This is a genomic window from Streptomyces sp. 35G-GA-8 (assembly GCF_023534745.1).
Classification (GTDB): Bacteria; Actinomycetota; Actinomycetes; order Streptomycetales; family Streptomycetaceae; genus Streptomyces.
In genome coordinates this window covers 190,675-206,182 of the sequence record NZ_JAMHJQ010000010.1, presented here as the reverse complement: position 1 = coordinate 206,182, position 15,508 = coordinate 190,675, and the positions used below count along the sequence as shown (strand labels likewise).

Genomic DNA, 15,508 nt, shown 5'->3' with positions numbered 1-15,508 from the left:
AGAAGATGAGCGCCATCCCGGAACCCGAGGAGTTCCGCGCGCGGGCCCGGCAGTGGCTCGCCACGGCCGCCCCGCCTCGTACCGCCGACGGGGAGTGGGGCAGCGGCTCCGACTCCGTCGCCGTGTTCGAGAACTGGACCGGGCAGCAGGAGCGTGCACACACCGCCCGCACCCAGAAGTGGGAGCGCGCGCGTTACGACCAGGGGTGGGGTGCGCTCAACTGGCCGGAAACATACGGGGGGCGCGACCTGCCCGGGTACTACGAGCAGCTCTACCGGGCCGAGGAAGCGGCCTTCGACGTGCCGCACCGCACCGAGATCTTCTCCGTGACGCAACAACTCGTCGCCCCCGCGATCGGCATCTGGGGCACCGAGGAACAGAAGCGGCGCTGGCTGCGGCCCATGCTGCGCACCGATGAGCTGGCCTGCCAGCTCTTCTCGGAGACCGAAGCCGGCTCCGACCTCGCCGCGGTGCGTACGAAGGCGGTGCGCGACGGCGACAACTGGGTGCTCCAGGGACACAAGGTGTGGACCTCCGGGGCCCCGGTCGCGACCTGGGGGGTCGCGGTGTGCCGCACCGACCCCGACGTACGCAAGCACGCGGGCATCACCGTCTTCCTGGTGCGCATGGACGCGCCGGGCGTGACCGTACGGCCCATCCGGCAGATGACCGGCGGCGCCGGCTTCAACGAGGTCTACCTCGACGGTGTGGTCGTACCCGACACCGACCGGCTCGGACCGGTCGGCAAGGGCTGGGGCGTCACACTGAGCGTGCTGGCCGCCGAAAGGCTCGACTCCGGCAACCTCGGCCTGGACAACGCCGACCGGGCGCTGCGACTGGCCCGGAACCGTCCTGTTCCACTCACCGGCGGCGAACAGCAGCAGGCCGCCGACCTCTACGTCCGCGCCCTCGTGCAACGGCTCATCGGGCTGCGGGTGACCGGCGCTCTCGTCGCCGGACGCGAGCCGGGCGCCGAAGCCTCGGTGGGCAAGCTGTACGCCACGGAGACCATGCGGCGCACCAGCGATCTGGTGTCGGAACTGCTCGGCCCGCGCCTCGTCGCGGACACCGGGGAGTGGGGCACCTACGCCTGGACGGAGCACCTGCTCGGCGCGCCCGGATACAGCATCGCGGGCGGCACCGACGAGATCCAGCGCACCATCCTCGCCGAGCGTGTGCTCGGTCTGCCCAGAGAGCCGGCCCGATGAACGCGGCCAGCGCGGTGTCCGAGCTGACCGGACGGGTCCGAGCCCGGCTCGCCGCGCTGCGTCCCGGGGAACTCATCGGTGAGCTGACCCCTCTGCCGGGCGGCCACTCGGGGCTGACGTACGCGGTCACCGCGGGGGACGCGACCTATGTCATCAAGGCGGTGCCCCCGGGGCAGCGCCCCATCGGCCGCAACGATGTGCTGCGTCAGGCGCGGGTGCTGGGCGCACTGGCCGCCTCCTCGGTGCCGGTGCCGGTGCCGGTGCCGGTGCCGGGCGTCGCGGCCGTCGACGAGACGCAACCCGCCTGGTTCGCCATGGACTTCGCCGAGGGGGAGGCCGTCGAACCGGTACTCGACGAGCCGGAGGTGCCCGCCGCGACGGCGTCGGCGCGGATGCTGGAGATCGCCTCCGTGCTGCGACGGCTGCACGACACCGATGTCCGTGCACCCGGCCTCGACGCGCCAGAACCGCTCGACGCGGCCGGCGAGCTGGCGCGGTGGCAGCGCACTCTGCGGGCGGTACCGGCCGAACTGCGCCCGGGAGGTGAGGAGTTGCTGCGTCGTCTCGCCGCCGAGGTGCCCCCCGGCCTCCCGCCGGTGCTGCTGCACGGCGACTTCCGGCTCGGCAATGTGCTGTGTGCCGGCACGCGTGCGATGGCGGTCGTCGACTGGGAGATCTGGAGCGTCGGTGACCCGCGCGTCGACCTCGGATGGTTCCTGCTCTTCGCCGACCACCGCAATTTCCCCCGGCTCGGTCGCGCCGTACCCGGCCTGCCCACCGAGAGCGAACTGCTGGACACCTACCTCGAAGGCCGTCCCGCGCTGCCCGGGATGGACTGGTTCCGGGCCCTCGCCCGCATGAAGATGGCCGCCATCATGGGCCACAACCTGCGTCGGCACCGCGAGGGCAAGCACCACGACCCGGACCAGGAGCGACTGCCACCCACCATCGCCGCGATGATCCGCACGGCGCGCGACATCCTCGGCTGATCCGGGCCGACCACACACACCACAGCACTTGGGACATACGCCGAGCCGTCGTCGGCGAAGAGGAGCAATCGTGGATTTCGGATTCTCGCCACGCGCGAGTGAACTCCAGGACCGCATGCGGTCGTTCATGGAACAGCATGTCTTTCCCGCCGAAGCCGTCCACGACCGGCAGCTGGCCGAGGCGGCCGACCCGCACGCGCTGCCCCCGGTGATGGCCGAGCTGAAGGAGAAGGCGCGCGCCGAGGGCCTGTGGAACCTCTTCATGGCGCACGGCGCGTGGGGGGCGGGACTCAGCAATCTGGAGTACGCGCCGCTCGCCGAACTGGCGGGCCGCTCCCTCATCGGCCCCGAGGTGTTCAACTGCTCGGCGCCCGACACGGGCAACATGGAACTGCTCGCCCTGTACGGCACGTCCGAGCAGCAGGAGCGCTGGTTGCGGCCCCTGCTGGAGGCCGAGATCCGCTCCTGCTTCGCGATGACCGAACCCGAGGTCGCCAGCTCGGACGCCCGCAATATCCGGACCCGTATCACGCGCGAGGGCGACAGCTACGTCGTCAACGGTCGCAAGTGGTACACCTCCGGGATTCTCGACCCCGACTGCGAGCTGATCATCCTGATGGGCAGGACCGACCCGGACGCGCCCACCTACCGGCAGCAGAGCATGCTGCTCATCCCCCGCGACACGCCGGGCATCACGGTCCTGCGCGACCTGCCGATGTTCGGCTACAGGGACCGGCTCGGACACGGTGATGTGCTCTTCGAGAACGTCCGCGTGCCGGTGGCGAACATCCTCAGAGGCGAGGGGGAGGGCTTCGCGCTCGCCCAGGGGCGGCTCGGCCCCGGGCGCATGCACTACGCGATGCGCGCCGTCGGCTTCGCCGAGCGTGCCCTGCGGCTGATGTGCGAGCGCGCCACCGAACGCGTCGCCTTCGGCGGACCGCTCGCCGACCGGGGCGTGGTGCGCGAATGGATCGCCCGCAGCCGCATCGAGATCGAGCAACTGCGCCTCCTCGTCCTCAAGTCCGCCTGGCTGATGGACACCGTCGGCAACGCCGCCGCCCGTATGGAGGTCGCCGCGATCAAGGTGGCGGCGCTGGAGGTGGCCCACCGGGTGGTCGACCGCGCGGTCCAGACGCACGGTGCGGCGGGAGTGAGCGATGACACCGTACTGGCCCGGCTGTACGCCATCACCCGGGCGCTGCGCATCGCCGACGGCCCCGACGAGGTCCATCTGCGCACCGTGGCGCGCCAGGAACTCGCCCGGTACGAGAAGGCGGGCAGGATGGCGGGCACGAAGGCAGCCACGAAGACCGGTACGAAGGCAGGCGCGGCGTGAGCGCCGGCGCCCTCGACGGCCGCGTGGCCGTGATCACCGGCGGATCCCGCGGCATCGGCCTCGGGATCGCCGCCGCCTACCGGGCGGCCGGCGCACACGTGGTGATCGCGGCCCGCAAGGCGGCAGGACTCGCCGGGGCCCGCGAGGAACTGCTGCGGGTCGAAGGCGACGGCGATGTGCACACGGTCGTGGCCAACGCGGGCGAACCCGACCAGGCCGAGGCCTGCGTCGACGAGACCACGACCCGTTTCGGCCGGGTCGACATTCTCGTCAACAACGCGGCGACCAACCCGTACCACGGCGCCCTGGTCGACCTGGACCTGCCGCGCGCGGAGAAGACCGTACGGGTCAACCAGTACGGGATGATCGTCTGGACCCGTTGCGCCTGGCGGGCCTGGATGGCCGAGCACGGGGGAGCGGTGATCAACATCGCCTCCGTCGGCGGGCTGATCGTCGACCCGCACATCGGCTACTACAACGCCACCAAGGCCGCCATGCTCCATATGACCCGGCAGCTCGCCTACGAACTCGGGCCGCGGGCACGGGTGAACGCCATCGCCCCCGGGCTGGTCAAGACGGAACTGGCCCGTGCGGTGTGGGAGGTGCGCGAGCCCATCCTCACCGCAAGACTGCCGCTGCGGCGGCTCGGCACGGTCGAGGACGTGGCGAACGCGGCGCTGTTCCTGGCCTCCGACGCCTCCTCCTGGATGACCGGCCAGACCCTGGTGCTCGACGGCGGCGCGACCGCCCTGCCGATCGGGGTGGACGAGTGAGCGCACCACCACCCGCCTCCGAACTGTTCTCGCTGGCGGGCAGGACGGCCATCGTCACCGGGGCCTCCGCGGGGCTCGGCGCACGGTTCGCCACCGTACTCGCGGGGGCCGGCGCCACCGTGTTCGCCGCCGCCCGTCGCGCCGACCGGCTGAAGGAACTCGCCGACGCCGACGCGCGCATCCACCCCGTCGCCTGCGATGTCTCGCTGGCCGCCGACCGAGCGAGGCTGGTCGAGACGGCCCTGACCGGCACCGGTCGCGTGGATGTCCTGGTCAACAACGCGGCCACCGCCGGGGAGAGACGTGCCGAGGACGAATCCCCGGACACCTTCGCCGAAGTACTCGGTGTGAACCTCACCGCACCGTTCCATCTCGCCCGGCTCACCGCCGAGGCCCCCGCCCCGGCGGAGGCGCCCATGGGAGGAAAGAGTGTCATCAACGTCTCGTCCATCCTCGGCCTGGTCTCCGCCGCCCCGCTCGGCGGCGCGAGCTACGCGGCGTCCAAAGCCGGACTGATCGGCCTCACCCGCGAGCTGGCCGGTCAGTGGGGCCGCGGCGGCACCCGAGTCAACGCGCTCGCTCCGGGCTGGTTCCGCACCGAGATGACCGCGGACCTCTTCGGCGACGAGCGCGCCGGCCGCTGGGTGGAGCGCAACACACTGCTGCGCCGCGGCGGTGACGGCCATGAACTCGACGGCGCGCTGCTCTTCCTGGCCTCGGACGCCTCCTCGTACTGCACCGGTCAGGTCCTGACCGTCGACGGCGGATGGACCGCGCGATGAGCGTCGGCATCGAGATCGAGGACGACGGCCTCGCCCGTGTCACCCTCCGCCGTGGCGAGGCGGGCAACGCCATTGATCTGGCGATGGCGCATGGCCTCCTCGACGCGGCACAGGCCTGCGAGCGCCAGGCGGTACGAGCCGTCCTGCTCACCGGCGAGGGGGATTCCTTCTGCGTCGGTGGCGACCTCAGGGAATTCTCCCGCCTCTCCGGGGAGGCGTTGGAGAAGCACCTCATCGCGGTCACCGACGCGCTGCACGACGCCCTGCGCACGTTCGCCGCGATCGACGCGCCCATGGTGGCCGCCGTCCGGGGCGCCGTCGCGGGCGCGGGCATCGGCCTGGCCGTGGCCGCCGATGTGACCCTCGCCGCCGACAACGCCTCGTTCACCACCGCCTACACCGGCGTCGGCTACTCGCCGGACGCCGGGGTGAGCTGGTCGCTGCCCCGCCTCATCGGCCCCAAGCGAGCCCTGGACCTGCTGCTGACCAACCGGCGGATACTGGCGGCCGAAGCCGCCGCGATCGGACTCGTGAGCCGGGTCGTCACCGCCGGCCGACTGGCGGCCGAGGCCACGCGCACGGCCGAGACCCTGCGCCGCGGACCCACCGCCGCCTTCGGAGCCACCCGCCGGCTCGTCGCCTCCGGTCTGGTCTCGGACCTCGGCCCGCACCTGGACAGGGAGGCTCGCGCGCTCGCCGACGCGGCGGTCTCCGACGCGGGCCGCGAGGGCGTCGCCGCTTTCCTCGGCAAGCGGACACCCGACTTCACGGGCATCGAGCCCAGGCGCCAACGCGACCGTGCTCGAAGCCCGGTGATCCGACCGATTGGCAACTGAGTTCAACTTGGGTCTACTCTCGGGTACGCACACGGTGGTGACGGCCATGGAGAGAGATCATGACAGGGATCGTTGAACCGGAGGCGGGACCGAGGTCCAAGCGCGCGGCCATCCTCACGGCCGCCGTGGACTGCTTCGGCGAAACCGGCTTCGAGGCCACCAAGTGGTCGACCGTCGCCGAGCGGGTGGGCATCGGACAGACCGCCCTTTACCACTACTTCGAGTCCAAGACCCACTGTCTGCTCACCATCATGCGGCTCGAACTGCAGCGATCCCACGATCTGTTCGTCGAGGCGACCAAGGACAGCGAGGATCCCGTCGAGGCGCTGCGGGCCGCGGTCCGCGCGGCGTACGACGTCTCCGATCACGAGGTCCTGCAGATGCGCATCCTGCAGAACCACATGGACCTGCTGTCCGGTTCCCGCCGGTCCAAGCGTGAGGAGGCCGAGCGGGTCGCGGCCCGGCAGTTGGTCCAGGTCGTCGAGAGGGACTGGACGAACCTGCTGGTGAAGGGCATGTCCCAGGGCGCCTTCCCACTGCGGGACGCGCAGCTGCTCGGCGCGAGTGTGCTGGGCCTGATCGTCAGTGTGTGGCGGTGGTACCGGCCGTCGGGACCGACGCCGCTCTCGGAGATCAGCGAACTGATCGAGGGCGCGTGTGTGCGTATGGTCGCCTCCTGACCCGCTGAGTGGTCCCGCGCACCTCGCGGCCCCCTGACGGATGTCCGTCAGGGGGCCGCGCCGTTGTCGGGCCGCCGCTGTTGGGTTCCCGACCCCTGGTGACCGGGTACGTGACCAGCCATTGCCAGGCGTGTTTCCCCGGGATTAAACTCCCCCAGGAGTTGAACTGAACTCAGGTTGACCTGGGGAGGGTCATGCGACGACGCACGACGCGCGCGCTCATCGCCGCACTTGCCGCCATGCTCGCCCTGGTGGCGAGCGCCTGCGGCAGCGGCCCCTCGGCGGCAGGGGACGACAGCACCATCAGGATCGGCGCGTGGTACCCGCTCACGGGCGCCCTGGCCTCCTTCGGTATCCCCGAGCGGGCGGGCGCGGACGCGTACTTCAAGTCGGTCAACGCACGCGGCGGGATCAACGGTCGCAGGATCGAATGGATCGTCAAGGACAACGCCTACGATCCCCAGCAGACCGTGCAGATCGCGCGGCGGCTCGTGGACCAGGACAGGGTCGTGGCGATCGTCGCCACCAACGGCACCGCCCAGTCCCAGGCCACCTTCCCCTTCGTCCTGGAACAGTCGAAGGTGCCGGTCCTCAACACGCTGGGCGGGGACGCGTCCTGGTACGAGCCCGCCCGCGACGGGCTGTTCGGACTCCAGACCCTGTACGAGGACCAGGCGGCCGCGCTCGGCGACTGGGTGGCGCGCGACGGAGCGAAGAAGGTGCTCGTCGTGCACAGCGATCCGGCGGCCTTCCTCAAGGTCGCCGAGGAGATCGGTCCCGCTGCCCGCAAGACAGATCCCTCGGTCCGGGTGAAACGACTGCCGGTGAAGTTCCAGACCACCGACTACAGCCCGGTGATCAGCAAGGTGAGGGCCGAGAAACCCGACGCCGTCGTGCTGATCCTCGCGTCCGCCGAAGCCGCGTCCTATCTGAAGGAAGCCAGGCTGCAAGGGCTGTCCACACCCATGTACGGCTATGCGCCGGTGGCGGCACAGTCCACGCTCACACTGGCGGGCGAGGCGGCCGAAGGGGTCAGGGCGGTGCAGCTGGTCAAGTCACCGCATGACGACGACCCCGCCATCAAGGAGTTCCGCGCGGCGATGGCGAAGTACGAGCGGGGTCAGCCGGCCGACTTCATCACCCTCTGGGGCTGGGCCGCGGCGAAGGCGTTCGTCGAGATCGCCAAGACCATTGACGGGCCGGTCACCGCCGAGTCGCTGACCCGGGCCTACCAGAACGCGCGCCACGTCGACACCGGCGTGGCACCGGTGCTCAGCTTCGCCGCCGGCCGCCACCTCGGCACCCGCGACGTACAGAAGGTCGTCGTCAGGAACGGCCGCTGGGAGTCGAGGGGTGACTTCTTCACACCGCCCGTCCGAGACTGAGGTCACCCCACGGGCCCGCCACCGACCGACATCCCGCCGACAGCCCTTCCAGGCAGCGAAAGGACCAAGCATGGCCGGCGTGTTGCGCGCCTACATGGCACGTATGGACAGCGACCACCCCGAGCAGGCGCTCGATCTGCTCGTACCCGACTTCCGTTTCCGCATCGCCCTGCCGGGCCATGAGACGACGGGATGGTCCAAGGACGACTTCGCCGCCTACCTCGCGGGCCGCAACGCCGTCGAGAGGTCGCACGAGATTCTGCGCCACGGCTGCGACGGTGATCTGGAGACCGCCTACGGAGTGGTGACCGAGTCCGGGAAGGCCGTCGGCTCGTTCCTGTCGGCCGCCGTCATCACACCCGACGGGCGGATGGCGCGCTACCAGTCGTACTTCACCACGACGTACGACCTCATCGACCGGCCCGAGTAGCCCGGCCATGCCCCGGCAGGTGTCGCCCACGCGCGGCTCTCCACACCACAGGAGTGACCCATGACGGTAGAAACGCGGGTGGACGTCGTCGTGCTCGGCGCCGGGCCGGCGGGCCTGAGCGCGGCTGTCACCGCCGTGGCGGACGGCGCCTCGGTGATGGTGCTGGAGTCCGCGGCGACGGTCGGTGGATCCGCCGCGATATCGGGCGGTTACGTCTGGGCCATCGAGAGCGCCGAACGGCTGCGCGAGGAGGACCCCGGCCGCTTCCAGCGCCACGGCCGACTCGTCGTTGACGGCTATCGCGAGGCCATCGACTGGCTCACCGGCCTGGTGCCGCCACTCACCGGCGAGGAACGGGCCCTCGCCGGACGGGGCCACAAGTTCGACATGCCGGTGGTGATCGCCCACCTGGTACGGGCCGTGACGGCGGCCGGCGGACGCCTCGTCGCCGAGGCACGGACGGAGGACATCACACGGACCGGGACCGGCTATGTGACCACCGTGTCGACGCCGGACGGCGTCCTGCGGATCACCAGCACCTCGGTGGTACTGGCCACCGGCGGCCGGCAGGCCGATCCACGGGTGCGGGCCTCGCTCGTGGGCGGGGGCTTCGTGCCACCGCTGCGGGGAAACCCGCATTCGCGGGGCACGGGAATGGCTCTGGCCGAGAGTCTCGGCGGCTCCGCCAACACCGCGAACACCGGCTTCTACGGTCACCTCTTCGCGTCCGGCGTCCAGTCGCTCTCGCACATCGACTTCATCACCTTCGCGCTCTACCACAGCGGCCTCGGCATTCTCCTCGACCGCTCCGGACGCCGGTTCACCGACGAGCGGCGCGGTGACCACAACAACGCGATGGCGCTGGCCGCACACGGCGGGCGAGGTCTGCTGCTGTGGTCGGAACAGGTCCAGCGGGACGCCGCGCAGGCGCCGTTCGTGCCTGGCACCCCGCGCCTCGACCGGTGGGCGTTCAGCCGGGACCGCGGCGGCCGGGCCACGGTCGCCCACGATCTGGGCTCGCTGCTGCCCGTACTGCGGGAATGGGGGTACGACGAGCCCGATCTCGACGACGGGACACGAGCCCGACTCGGCCCTGGCCGTGTCTTCGCCGCGGATGTCGTCCCCGCGATCACCTTCACCTTCGGCGGCATCGAGGTGGACGGCGAAGGATCCGTCGTGGACGCGGCAGGCCGGCCGGTTCGGGGACTGTACGCCGCGGGCGCCGATATGGGCGACGCCTACCACGAGGGATACGGCGGCGGGCTGTGCCTGGCCGTCGTATCCGGCCGCCGGGCGGGCCGGCTCGCCGCGGGCCGGGCGGGGCGCGGTACACCGGCGTCCGCGACGAACCGACCGTAGGCGAGCCCACACACGCTCATCGGACCATCGTGAGGAAGCCGATATGACCGACACAACCACCGACACCGATACAACCACTGACACCGACACCGACACCGACACAGGCACCGCCCCGGCAGCCGCCCCCGCCCTCGCCCCCGCGCCATTCCTGACCGCATGGTTCGAGATCCTGGACAGCGATGAGCCGTCCAGGATCCTCGATCTGATCAGCGACGACTTCTCCCTCTCCATCCTGTTCTCCACCGGCGACGGGAACGCGACCGACTTCGCCGGTGACCGCGCCGCGCTGGTCGGCTACCTCCAACAACGCGAGAGGGGCACGCGCACCCACCATCTGCTGTCCGCGACCACCCTCGGCCAGGACGAGCTCTTCCTCGGCGAGGTACGGCGCGGAGGCGTTCCCGAGGCGAGTTTCGTCGCCGCCGGGCGGGTGGACGACAACGGCCGACTCCAGCGTCTGCTGATCGGCCGGTCGTCCGAGATCCGCTTCAACTGAACACGTACGGAGGACAGCCATGTACAACCTCGTCCTGCTCGCGGCACGGCCCCCGGAGTGGACGCACGAACAGTTCATCGACTGGTGGCGACACGACCACGCGGAGCTGACTTACCGCCTCCCGGGGCTTCGCTCCTGGCGGCACACCGAGATCGACAACGCCCTGGAGCCGCGCTCCGAGGGCTGGGACGGGATCTCCGTGCTCGGCTTCGACTCCCCGGAGGACCTGAAGAAGGCCCTCGCGAGCCCGCAGTGGGCGGACGCGGTCGCACAGGTCGGGGACATGAAGGGCCGCCGCGTCGCGGTGATGGGGCACGAGGCGGAGATGTTCACCGGCTGAGGCGCCGCCGGATCGACCGTTCCCCCGTTCGTCGGCACGGCGTTCACAGCGGGGTTCCTGACCGAGTTCGGCACAGCGTAGCGAGGAAGCGGGATGCGACAGGTAGTACGGGAGTTCCAACGAAGGGCCGAGCAGGCGGACTTCGTCGCCGTCATCGACGACGCGGGCAGCCATACCGCGCGCGAGTTGCTGGCCGAGGCGGCCCGGCTCGCCGGGGTGATGTTCCCCGGCGCGGCCGACGGGCCCGGGGGAACCGTCATGCTCCAGGCCGACAACTCGTGGCGTACCGTCGCCGGCACACTCGCCGTGGGCCTGAGCGGCGGGGTCCTCGCGCTCGTCAACCGGCACACCACCCGCGCCGAGTTCGCCGCGGCCTGGGAGGACATCCGCCCGGACGCCGTGGTCGCCGACCCCCTGGCGATGGAGGAATGGGCGGTTCCCGGGCTGCTGCGGGGCCGTGCGGACACCGCACTCGACGGGTGGACCTGCCGGGCCTCGCCCGGGCGGCGCGATGTGTCGCGCTGGTCGGGGGGCGTCGTCATCGGGCTGACCTCCGGATCGACCGGCCGGCCGAAGGGCGTCGTGCAGTCCGAGGAGGCCCTGCGCTACGCCTGCACGAGCACCATGGAGATCAACGGCCTGACCCCCGGCGACGCGGTGGCCGCGGTCGTGCCACTGTCGTCGACGGCCGCGTACTGCTTCGGCGTCCATCTCTCGCTTCTGCTGGGCGGCCCGCTCGTCCTGACGGCGAAGTGGGACCGGGCCGTCGCCCTGCGGCGGATGGCCGATGCAGAGGTCCGCTGGACCATGTGCGTACCGACGATGGCGCTGCAGATGGGCACTGAGGCGGCCGGCTCCGGCATCCTCGCGGGAGTGCGCGCGATCACCGTGGGCGGTGGCCCGATGGACCGCGGCGCCCTCGCGCGGGCCGAACGGTCTCTGGGTACCAAGATCCTCCGTGTCTTCGGCATGTCCGAGTGCCTGGGGCACACCTCGCCCCGCCCCGACGACCCCGAGGAGATACGGCTCGGCAGGGACGGCCGCCCCTTCCCCGGCACGGACCTGCGCGCGCTCACCCCCGAGGGAGCCGAAGCCGGACCGGGCGTGTCCGGCCGGGCGCACGTACGCGGCCCTTCCCTCTTCCTCGGCTACGCCCGCGACGGCGGAGTCGAGCCGCCGGCGCTCACGGAGGACGGCTACTTTCCCACCGGCGATCTGCTGCTGACCCACGAGGACGGCACCATCAGCATCATGGGCCGCGAGAAGGACGTCATCATCCGCGGCGGCCGCAACATCGACATCACCGAGATAGAGCGGGCGGTCGCCGGTTACCCGCGCGTCGCGAGGGCGTGTGTCGCGGCCGTCCCGGACGAGGTACTCGGCGAGCGTGTCGCGCTGCTCGTCGTCACGGAGGACGGTGGCGGGATCGATCTGGCGGAAGTGACCGGGCATCTGGAAAGCGTCGGACTGTCCAAGGCCAAGTGGCCCGAGTTCGTCTACGCCATCGAGGAACTGCCCCAGACCAAGGTCGGCAAGCTCGACCGGTCCGGGGCCCGCGAACTGGCCCGGCGGTTGCGCGCGCACTCCGGAACCGGCCCGCACCACGGTGGCACACCAGCAAAGGGAGAGTTATGACAACGCGGTTCGACCAGGGCCCGTGGGCCGCGTCCGGAGTCCAGACCGTGCGGCCCGGGGTGCACCGCGTTCCCCTGCCGCTGCCCAACGACGGCCTGCACGCCGTCAATGTGTATCTGCTGGAGAACCTGGCGGACGACGACGGCATCGTCATGATCGACGGCGGCTGGGCGATTCCCGAGGCGCGAAAGGCGCTTGAGCGGGCCTTGGCGGACATCGGCCGCGACCTCGGCGACATCAGCCACATCCTGGTCACCCACATCCACCGCGACCATTACACGAACGCCGTGGAACTGCGCAGGCTGCTGGGCTCACGGGTGTACCTGGGGGCGGGCGAACGGCCGGGCCTGGAGATGCTCGACCGGCTGCGCAGCGACGAACCCGTCGGCTCACTGGAAACACTGCGCAGGGCGGGAGCGGGCGAACTGGCCGACCGTATCCAGGCGTTGGACCACGGAGGCTACGACCCGAGTGTGTGGGAGAGCCCCGACCGCTGGCTCGGCGCGGAAACCCTCCGCTTCGGCGACCACGAGCTGCACGTCGTACCCACTCCCGGACACACCAAGGGACACGTGGTCTACCTGGACGAAGAGCGTGGACTGTTGTTCTCCGGGGATCACGTCCTGCCGCACATCACCCCGTCCATCGGCTTCGAACTGGCCGAGCCCGGTGGGCGCCCGCTCGCCGACTATCTGGACTCGCTGCGGCTGATGACGCGGTACGCCGACACCCGTCTGCTGCCGGCGCACGGGCCGGTCGCCGAGAGCGTGCACATCCGCGTCGCCGAACTGCTCAGCCACCACGACAACCGGCTGGCCAAGAGCCTCGCGGCGCTGAGTGAGAGCGCACTCGACGCCCACGCGGTGGCGCGCACGCTGGGCTGGACCCGTCGGGAGGTGCCGTTCGGCGAGCTCAGCGCCTTCAACCAGATGCTTGCGGTCAATGAGACGGCGGCGCATCTGGATGTCCTGGTACTGCGGGGGCGGGCCACGGCGGCGTTCGTGGGCGGGGTGCGTCAGTACACACGTGTGCGGTGACACCACGTGTGCGGTGACACCACGTGTGCGGTGACACCACGTGTGCGGTGACAGCACGCGTACGGACATACGGCACGAGGGGCGCGGCAGTCGTCCGCGCCCCCGCCCTTCCTCTCAGCGTGCCGTCCAGCCGCCGTCCACGTACAGCTCGGAGCCGGTGACGAAGCTCGCGTCCTGTGACGCGAGGAACGCCACCGCCCCCGCGACCTCTCCGGGGCTTCCCAGCCGGCCCATGGGGGTGCCCTCGATCATGGCGGTGTGCCGGGGGGTGCCGTGCCACAGCTCGCGCGACAGGGGCGTCTCGATGAAACCGGGATGGATCGAGTTGACGCGTACGCCCCGCGCCGCCCAGTGCAGCGCGGCGTTCTTCGTCATCAGCCGGACCGCGCCCTTCGCGGCGTGGTACGAGAACTGGCTTCCGAAGCCGCCGACCGTACCGAAGACCGACGCGATGTTGACGATCGAGCCGCCACCGAAGCGTTCGATCGCGGGCCCGCCATGCTTCATACCCAGCCAGACACCGGTCTGGGTGACCGCGATGACCTGGTCCCAGGACTCCTGGGTCTCCGTCTCCACGGTACGCATACGGGCGATGCCCGCGTTGTTGACGAGGACGGACAGGCCGCCCAGTTCGGCGACCACCCGCTCGATGGCGCCGTGCCACGCGTCCTCGTCGCGGACGTCCAGTGCGAGGCCGAGCGCTCGCGTCCCGCCGGCCGTCAGTTCTCTCGCCAGTTCCTCACAGCGGGCGGCGTCCACATCCGTCACCACCACGCCGGCGCCCTCGGCGGCCAGGCGGCGCGTGATGGCATCCCCTATGCCGCCCGTCGCGCCGGTGATCAGCGCGACCTGTCCGGACAGTCGGTCTCGCACGGGCTCTCCTCCGCTCGGTTTCTGGGTGGTCACGGCAGCGGCTCCCACTGCCGCGGCGCGGGGACGCCGACGCCCGTCACGTCCGTCCCGGGCGCGGTCACGCGCGCCGCACACTTGCACGGTCGCGTCGCCAGGGCCGCCGCTGGTGCGGGCCATGCAGATGGCGAAGGCCGCCCCGTCGGCGCCGCTGATGAACCACTTGCGCCCGTCGATCCGCCGGCCGCCGTCGGTCTTCGTCGCGGTCGTGGCGAGCGCGCGCGGGTCGGAGCCGGCACCGATGGACGTTCCCGTCGCACGTCTGCTCCTCGGGTATCACCACATCCCGTACGAACTCCTGGGTGCGCCGGGCGATGCCGGCGACTCTCTCGTCGATCGCGAACCCGATGGACACCTTTGCTCCCACGCCAGGCTAATGACCATTAGCCATCACAGGGGTGGGGAGGTGGGTGTGTCAAGGGCGGAGACTATAGTCAGCGATTCAGTGCGACGAAAGTGGCTAATCACCGATAGCTCAGGAGTTCAGGTGAGCTCAGCGCAGAGCGGGCCCTACGAGCGACCACACCGCCCCGCGCGGCCGGAGGGCACGCCCACGGCCGACCGCAGGTCGGCGATCCGACAGGCGGCGCTTCGGCTGTTCGCCGTGCGGGGATACCGGTCCACCACGATGACCGACATCGGTGCCGCTGTGGGCATCCGCGGCCCGAGCCTCTACAAACACGTCGCGTCCAAGCACGAGTTGCTGGCCGAGATCATGATGGGAACGATGGAACGGCTCATCGAGGACAACGCGGCGGCCGTTGCCGGTGTCGACGATGTGGGGGAGCGGTTGCGCCGCTCCGTGGAGGCGCATATCCGCTACCACGCGCGCCATCGCCTGGAGGCCTTCGTCGGCAACCGTGAAATCGCCGGCCTGGTCCAGCCCGATCAGGACCGGTTGCTCCAGCGTCGCAGCTTCTACGAGCGCCGCTTTCGCGAACTCATCGAGCAGGGCGCCGCCGATGGCGCCTTCCACGTGCGGTCGGCCAGAATCGCCTCGTACTCCATCCTGGACATGGGGATCGGTGTGGCCAGCTGGTTCCACGAGGACGGCGAGTACTCCGTGGACCAACTGGCCTACCAGTACGGCGATATCGCGCTGCGCATCGTGGGCGCGCGGCATCCGGGCCTCCCCGGCGACGGGGACGCCGCGGAGCAAGCGTGAACGGCCCCGCGGTGCGTGCTCCTCTTCGGCACGTGACATCCTGTCGGATACGCGGGATCGAAACGATCACTCTTGGCCGATTCGTCAGTCTTGACAGTGAATTCTTGCCGAGTGGAGCATGAGCCTTCGTCAGTGGTGCAGGACAGAA

At 70.7% G+C, this 15,508-nt stretch carries 16 protein-coding genes and 1 pseudogene; 15 read left to right on the top strand and 2 right to left on the bottom strand.

Features of this window, described 5'->3' with window-relative positions; genetic code table 11:
- Positions 1-5: 5 nt before the first annotated feature.
- The 14 genes from M1203_RS24140 to M1203_RS24075 all read left to right on the top strand — a co-directional run bounded on the left by M1203_RS24140 (position 6) and on the right by M1203_RS24075 (position 13,286).
- Positions 6-1,208, top strand: a complete 1,203-nt coding sequence (locus M1203_RS24140; RefSeq protein ID WP_249951875.1) for an acyl-CoA dehydrogenase family protein — start codon at positions 6-8, stop codon at positions 1,206-1,208.
- Positions 1,205-2,197: a phosphotransferase family protein gene (locus tag M1203_RS24135; RefSeq protein WP_249951874.1), complete on the top strand. Its 993-nt coding sequence runs from the start codon at positions 1,205-1,207 to the stop codon at positions 2,195-2,197. The genes M1203_RS24140 and M1203_RS24135 overlap by 4 nt, the downstream gene beginning before the upstream one ends.
- Positions 2,198-2,267: 70 nt before the next feature.
- Positions 2,268-3,533 (top strand): acyl-CoA dehydrogenase family protein, encoded by a 1,266-nt coding sequence (locus M1203_RS24130; RefSeq protein ID WP_249951873.1) that lies wholly within the window; start codon positions 2,268-2,270, stop codon positions 3,531-3,533.
- Positions 3,530-4,306: an SDR family oxidoreductase gene (locus M1203_RS24125; protein ID WP_249951872.1), complete on the top strand. Its 777-nt coding sequence runs from the start codon at positions 3,530-3,532 to the stop codon at positions 4,304-4,306. The genes M1203_RS24130 and M1203_RS24125 overlap by 4 nt, the downstream gene beginning before the upstream one ends.
- Positions 4,303-5,088 carry an SDR family oxidoreductase gene (locus tag M1203_RS24120; protein ID WP_249951871.1) on the top strand — a complete coding sequence of 262 codons (786 nt, stop codon included), beginning with the start codon at positions 4,303-4,305 and terminating at the stop codon, positions 5,086-5,088. Before M1203_RS24125 ends, M1203_RS24120 begins: the two co-directional genes overlap by 4 nt.
- Entirely contained in the window at positions 5,085-5,924 is an 840-nt protein-coding gene (locus M1203_RS24115) for an enoyl-CoA hydratase/isomerase family protein (RefSeq protein ID WP_249951870.1), read from the top strand. Before M1203_RS24120 ends, M1203_RS24115 begins: the two co-directional genes overlap by 4 nt.
- Positions 5,925-5,983: 59 nt before the next feature.
- Positions 5,984-6,604 (top strand): TetR/AcrR family transcriptional regulator, encoded by a 621-nt coding sequence (locus M1203_RS24110; protein WP_249951869.1) that lies wholly within the window; start codon positions 5,984-5,986, stop codon positions 6,602-6,604.
- A gap of 194 nt (positions 6,605-6,798) precedes the next feature.
- Positions 6,799-7,989 carry an ABC transporter substrate-binding protein gene (locus tag M1203_RS24105; RefSeq protein WP_249951868.1) on the top strand — a complete coding sequence of 397 codons (1,191 nt, stop codon included), beginning with the start codon at positions 6,799-6,801 and terminating at the stop codon, positions 7,987-7,989.
- A 70-nt stretch (positions 7,990-8,059) separates the two neighbouring features.
- Positions 8,060-8,419, top strand: a complete 360-nt coding sequence (locus M1203_RS24100) for a nuclear transport factor 2 family protein (RefSeq protein WP_249951867.1) — start codon at positions 8,060-8,062, stop codon at positions 8,417-8,419.
- Between the two features lie 60 nt (positions 8,420-8,479).
- Complete coding sequence (locus M1203_RS24095; protein ID WP_249951866.1) at positions 8,480-9,778, top strand: FAD-binding protein; 1,299 nt, start codon at positions 8,480-8,482, stop codon at positions 9,776-9,778.
- 43 nt (positions 9,779-9,821) lie between these two features.
- Positions 9,822-10,274, top strand: a complete 453-nt coding sequence (locus tag M1203_RS24090) for a hypothetical protein (RefSeq protein WP_249951865.1) — start codon at positions 9,822-9,824, stop codon at positions 10,272-10,274.
- A 19-nt stretch (positions 10,275-10,293) separates the two neighbouring features.
- Positions 10,294-10,614 (top strand): EthD domain-containing protein, encoded by a 321-nt coding sequence (locus tag M1203_RS24085; RefSeq protein WP_249951864.1) that lies wholly within the window; start codon positions 10,294-10,296, stop codon positions 10,612-10,614.
- A 93-nt stretch (positions 10,615-10,707) separates the two neighbouring features.
- On the top strand, positions 10,708-12,249 hold the full coding sequence (locus M1203_RS24080; protein ID WP_249951863.1) for a class I adenylate-forming enzyme family protein: 1,542 nt from the start codon (positions 10,708-10,710) through the stop codon (positions 12,247-12,249).
- On the top strand, positions 12,246-13,286 hold the full coding sequence (locus M1203_RS24075) for an MBL fold metallo-hydrolase (RefSeq protein ID WP_249951862.1): 1,041 nt from the start codon (positions 12,246-12,248) through the stop codon (positions 13,284-13,286). Before M1203_RS24080 ends, M1203_RS24075 begins: the two co-directional genes overlap by 4 nt.
- A gap of 114 nt (positions 13,287-13,400) precedes the next feature.
- Here the strand turns inward: M1203_RS24075 and M1203_RS24070 are convergent, their stop codons facing one another.
- Positions 13,401-14,159: an SDR family NAD(P)-dependent oxidoreductase gene (locus M1203_RS24070; RefSeq protein WP_249951861.1), complete on the bottom strand. Its 759-nt coding sequence runs from the start codon at positions 14,157-14,159 to the stop codon at positions 13,401-13,403.
- 168 nt (positions 14,160-14,327) lie between these two features.
- Positions 14,328-14,438, bottom strand: a pseudogene (locus M1203_RS39060) (hypothetical protein); the annotation flags it as partial.
- A 244-nt stretch (positions 14,439-14,682) separates the two neighbouring features.
- Between M1203_RS39060 and M1203_RS24060 the strand changes: the two are divergent.
- Positions 14,683-15,360: a TetR/AcrR family transcriptional regulator gene (locus tag M1203_RS24060; protein WP_249951860.1), complete on the top strand. Its 678-nt coding sequence runs from the start codon at positions 14,683-14,685 to the stop codon at positions 15,358-15,360.
- Positions 15,361-15,508: the final 148 nt, after the last annotated feature.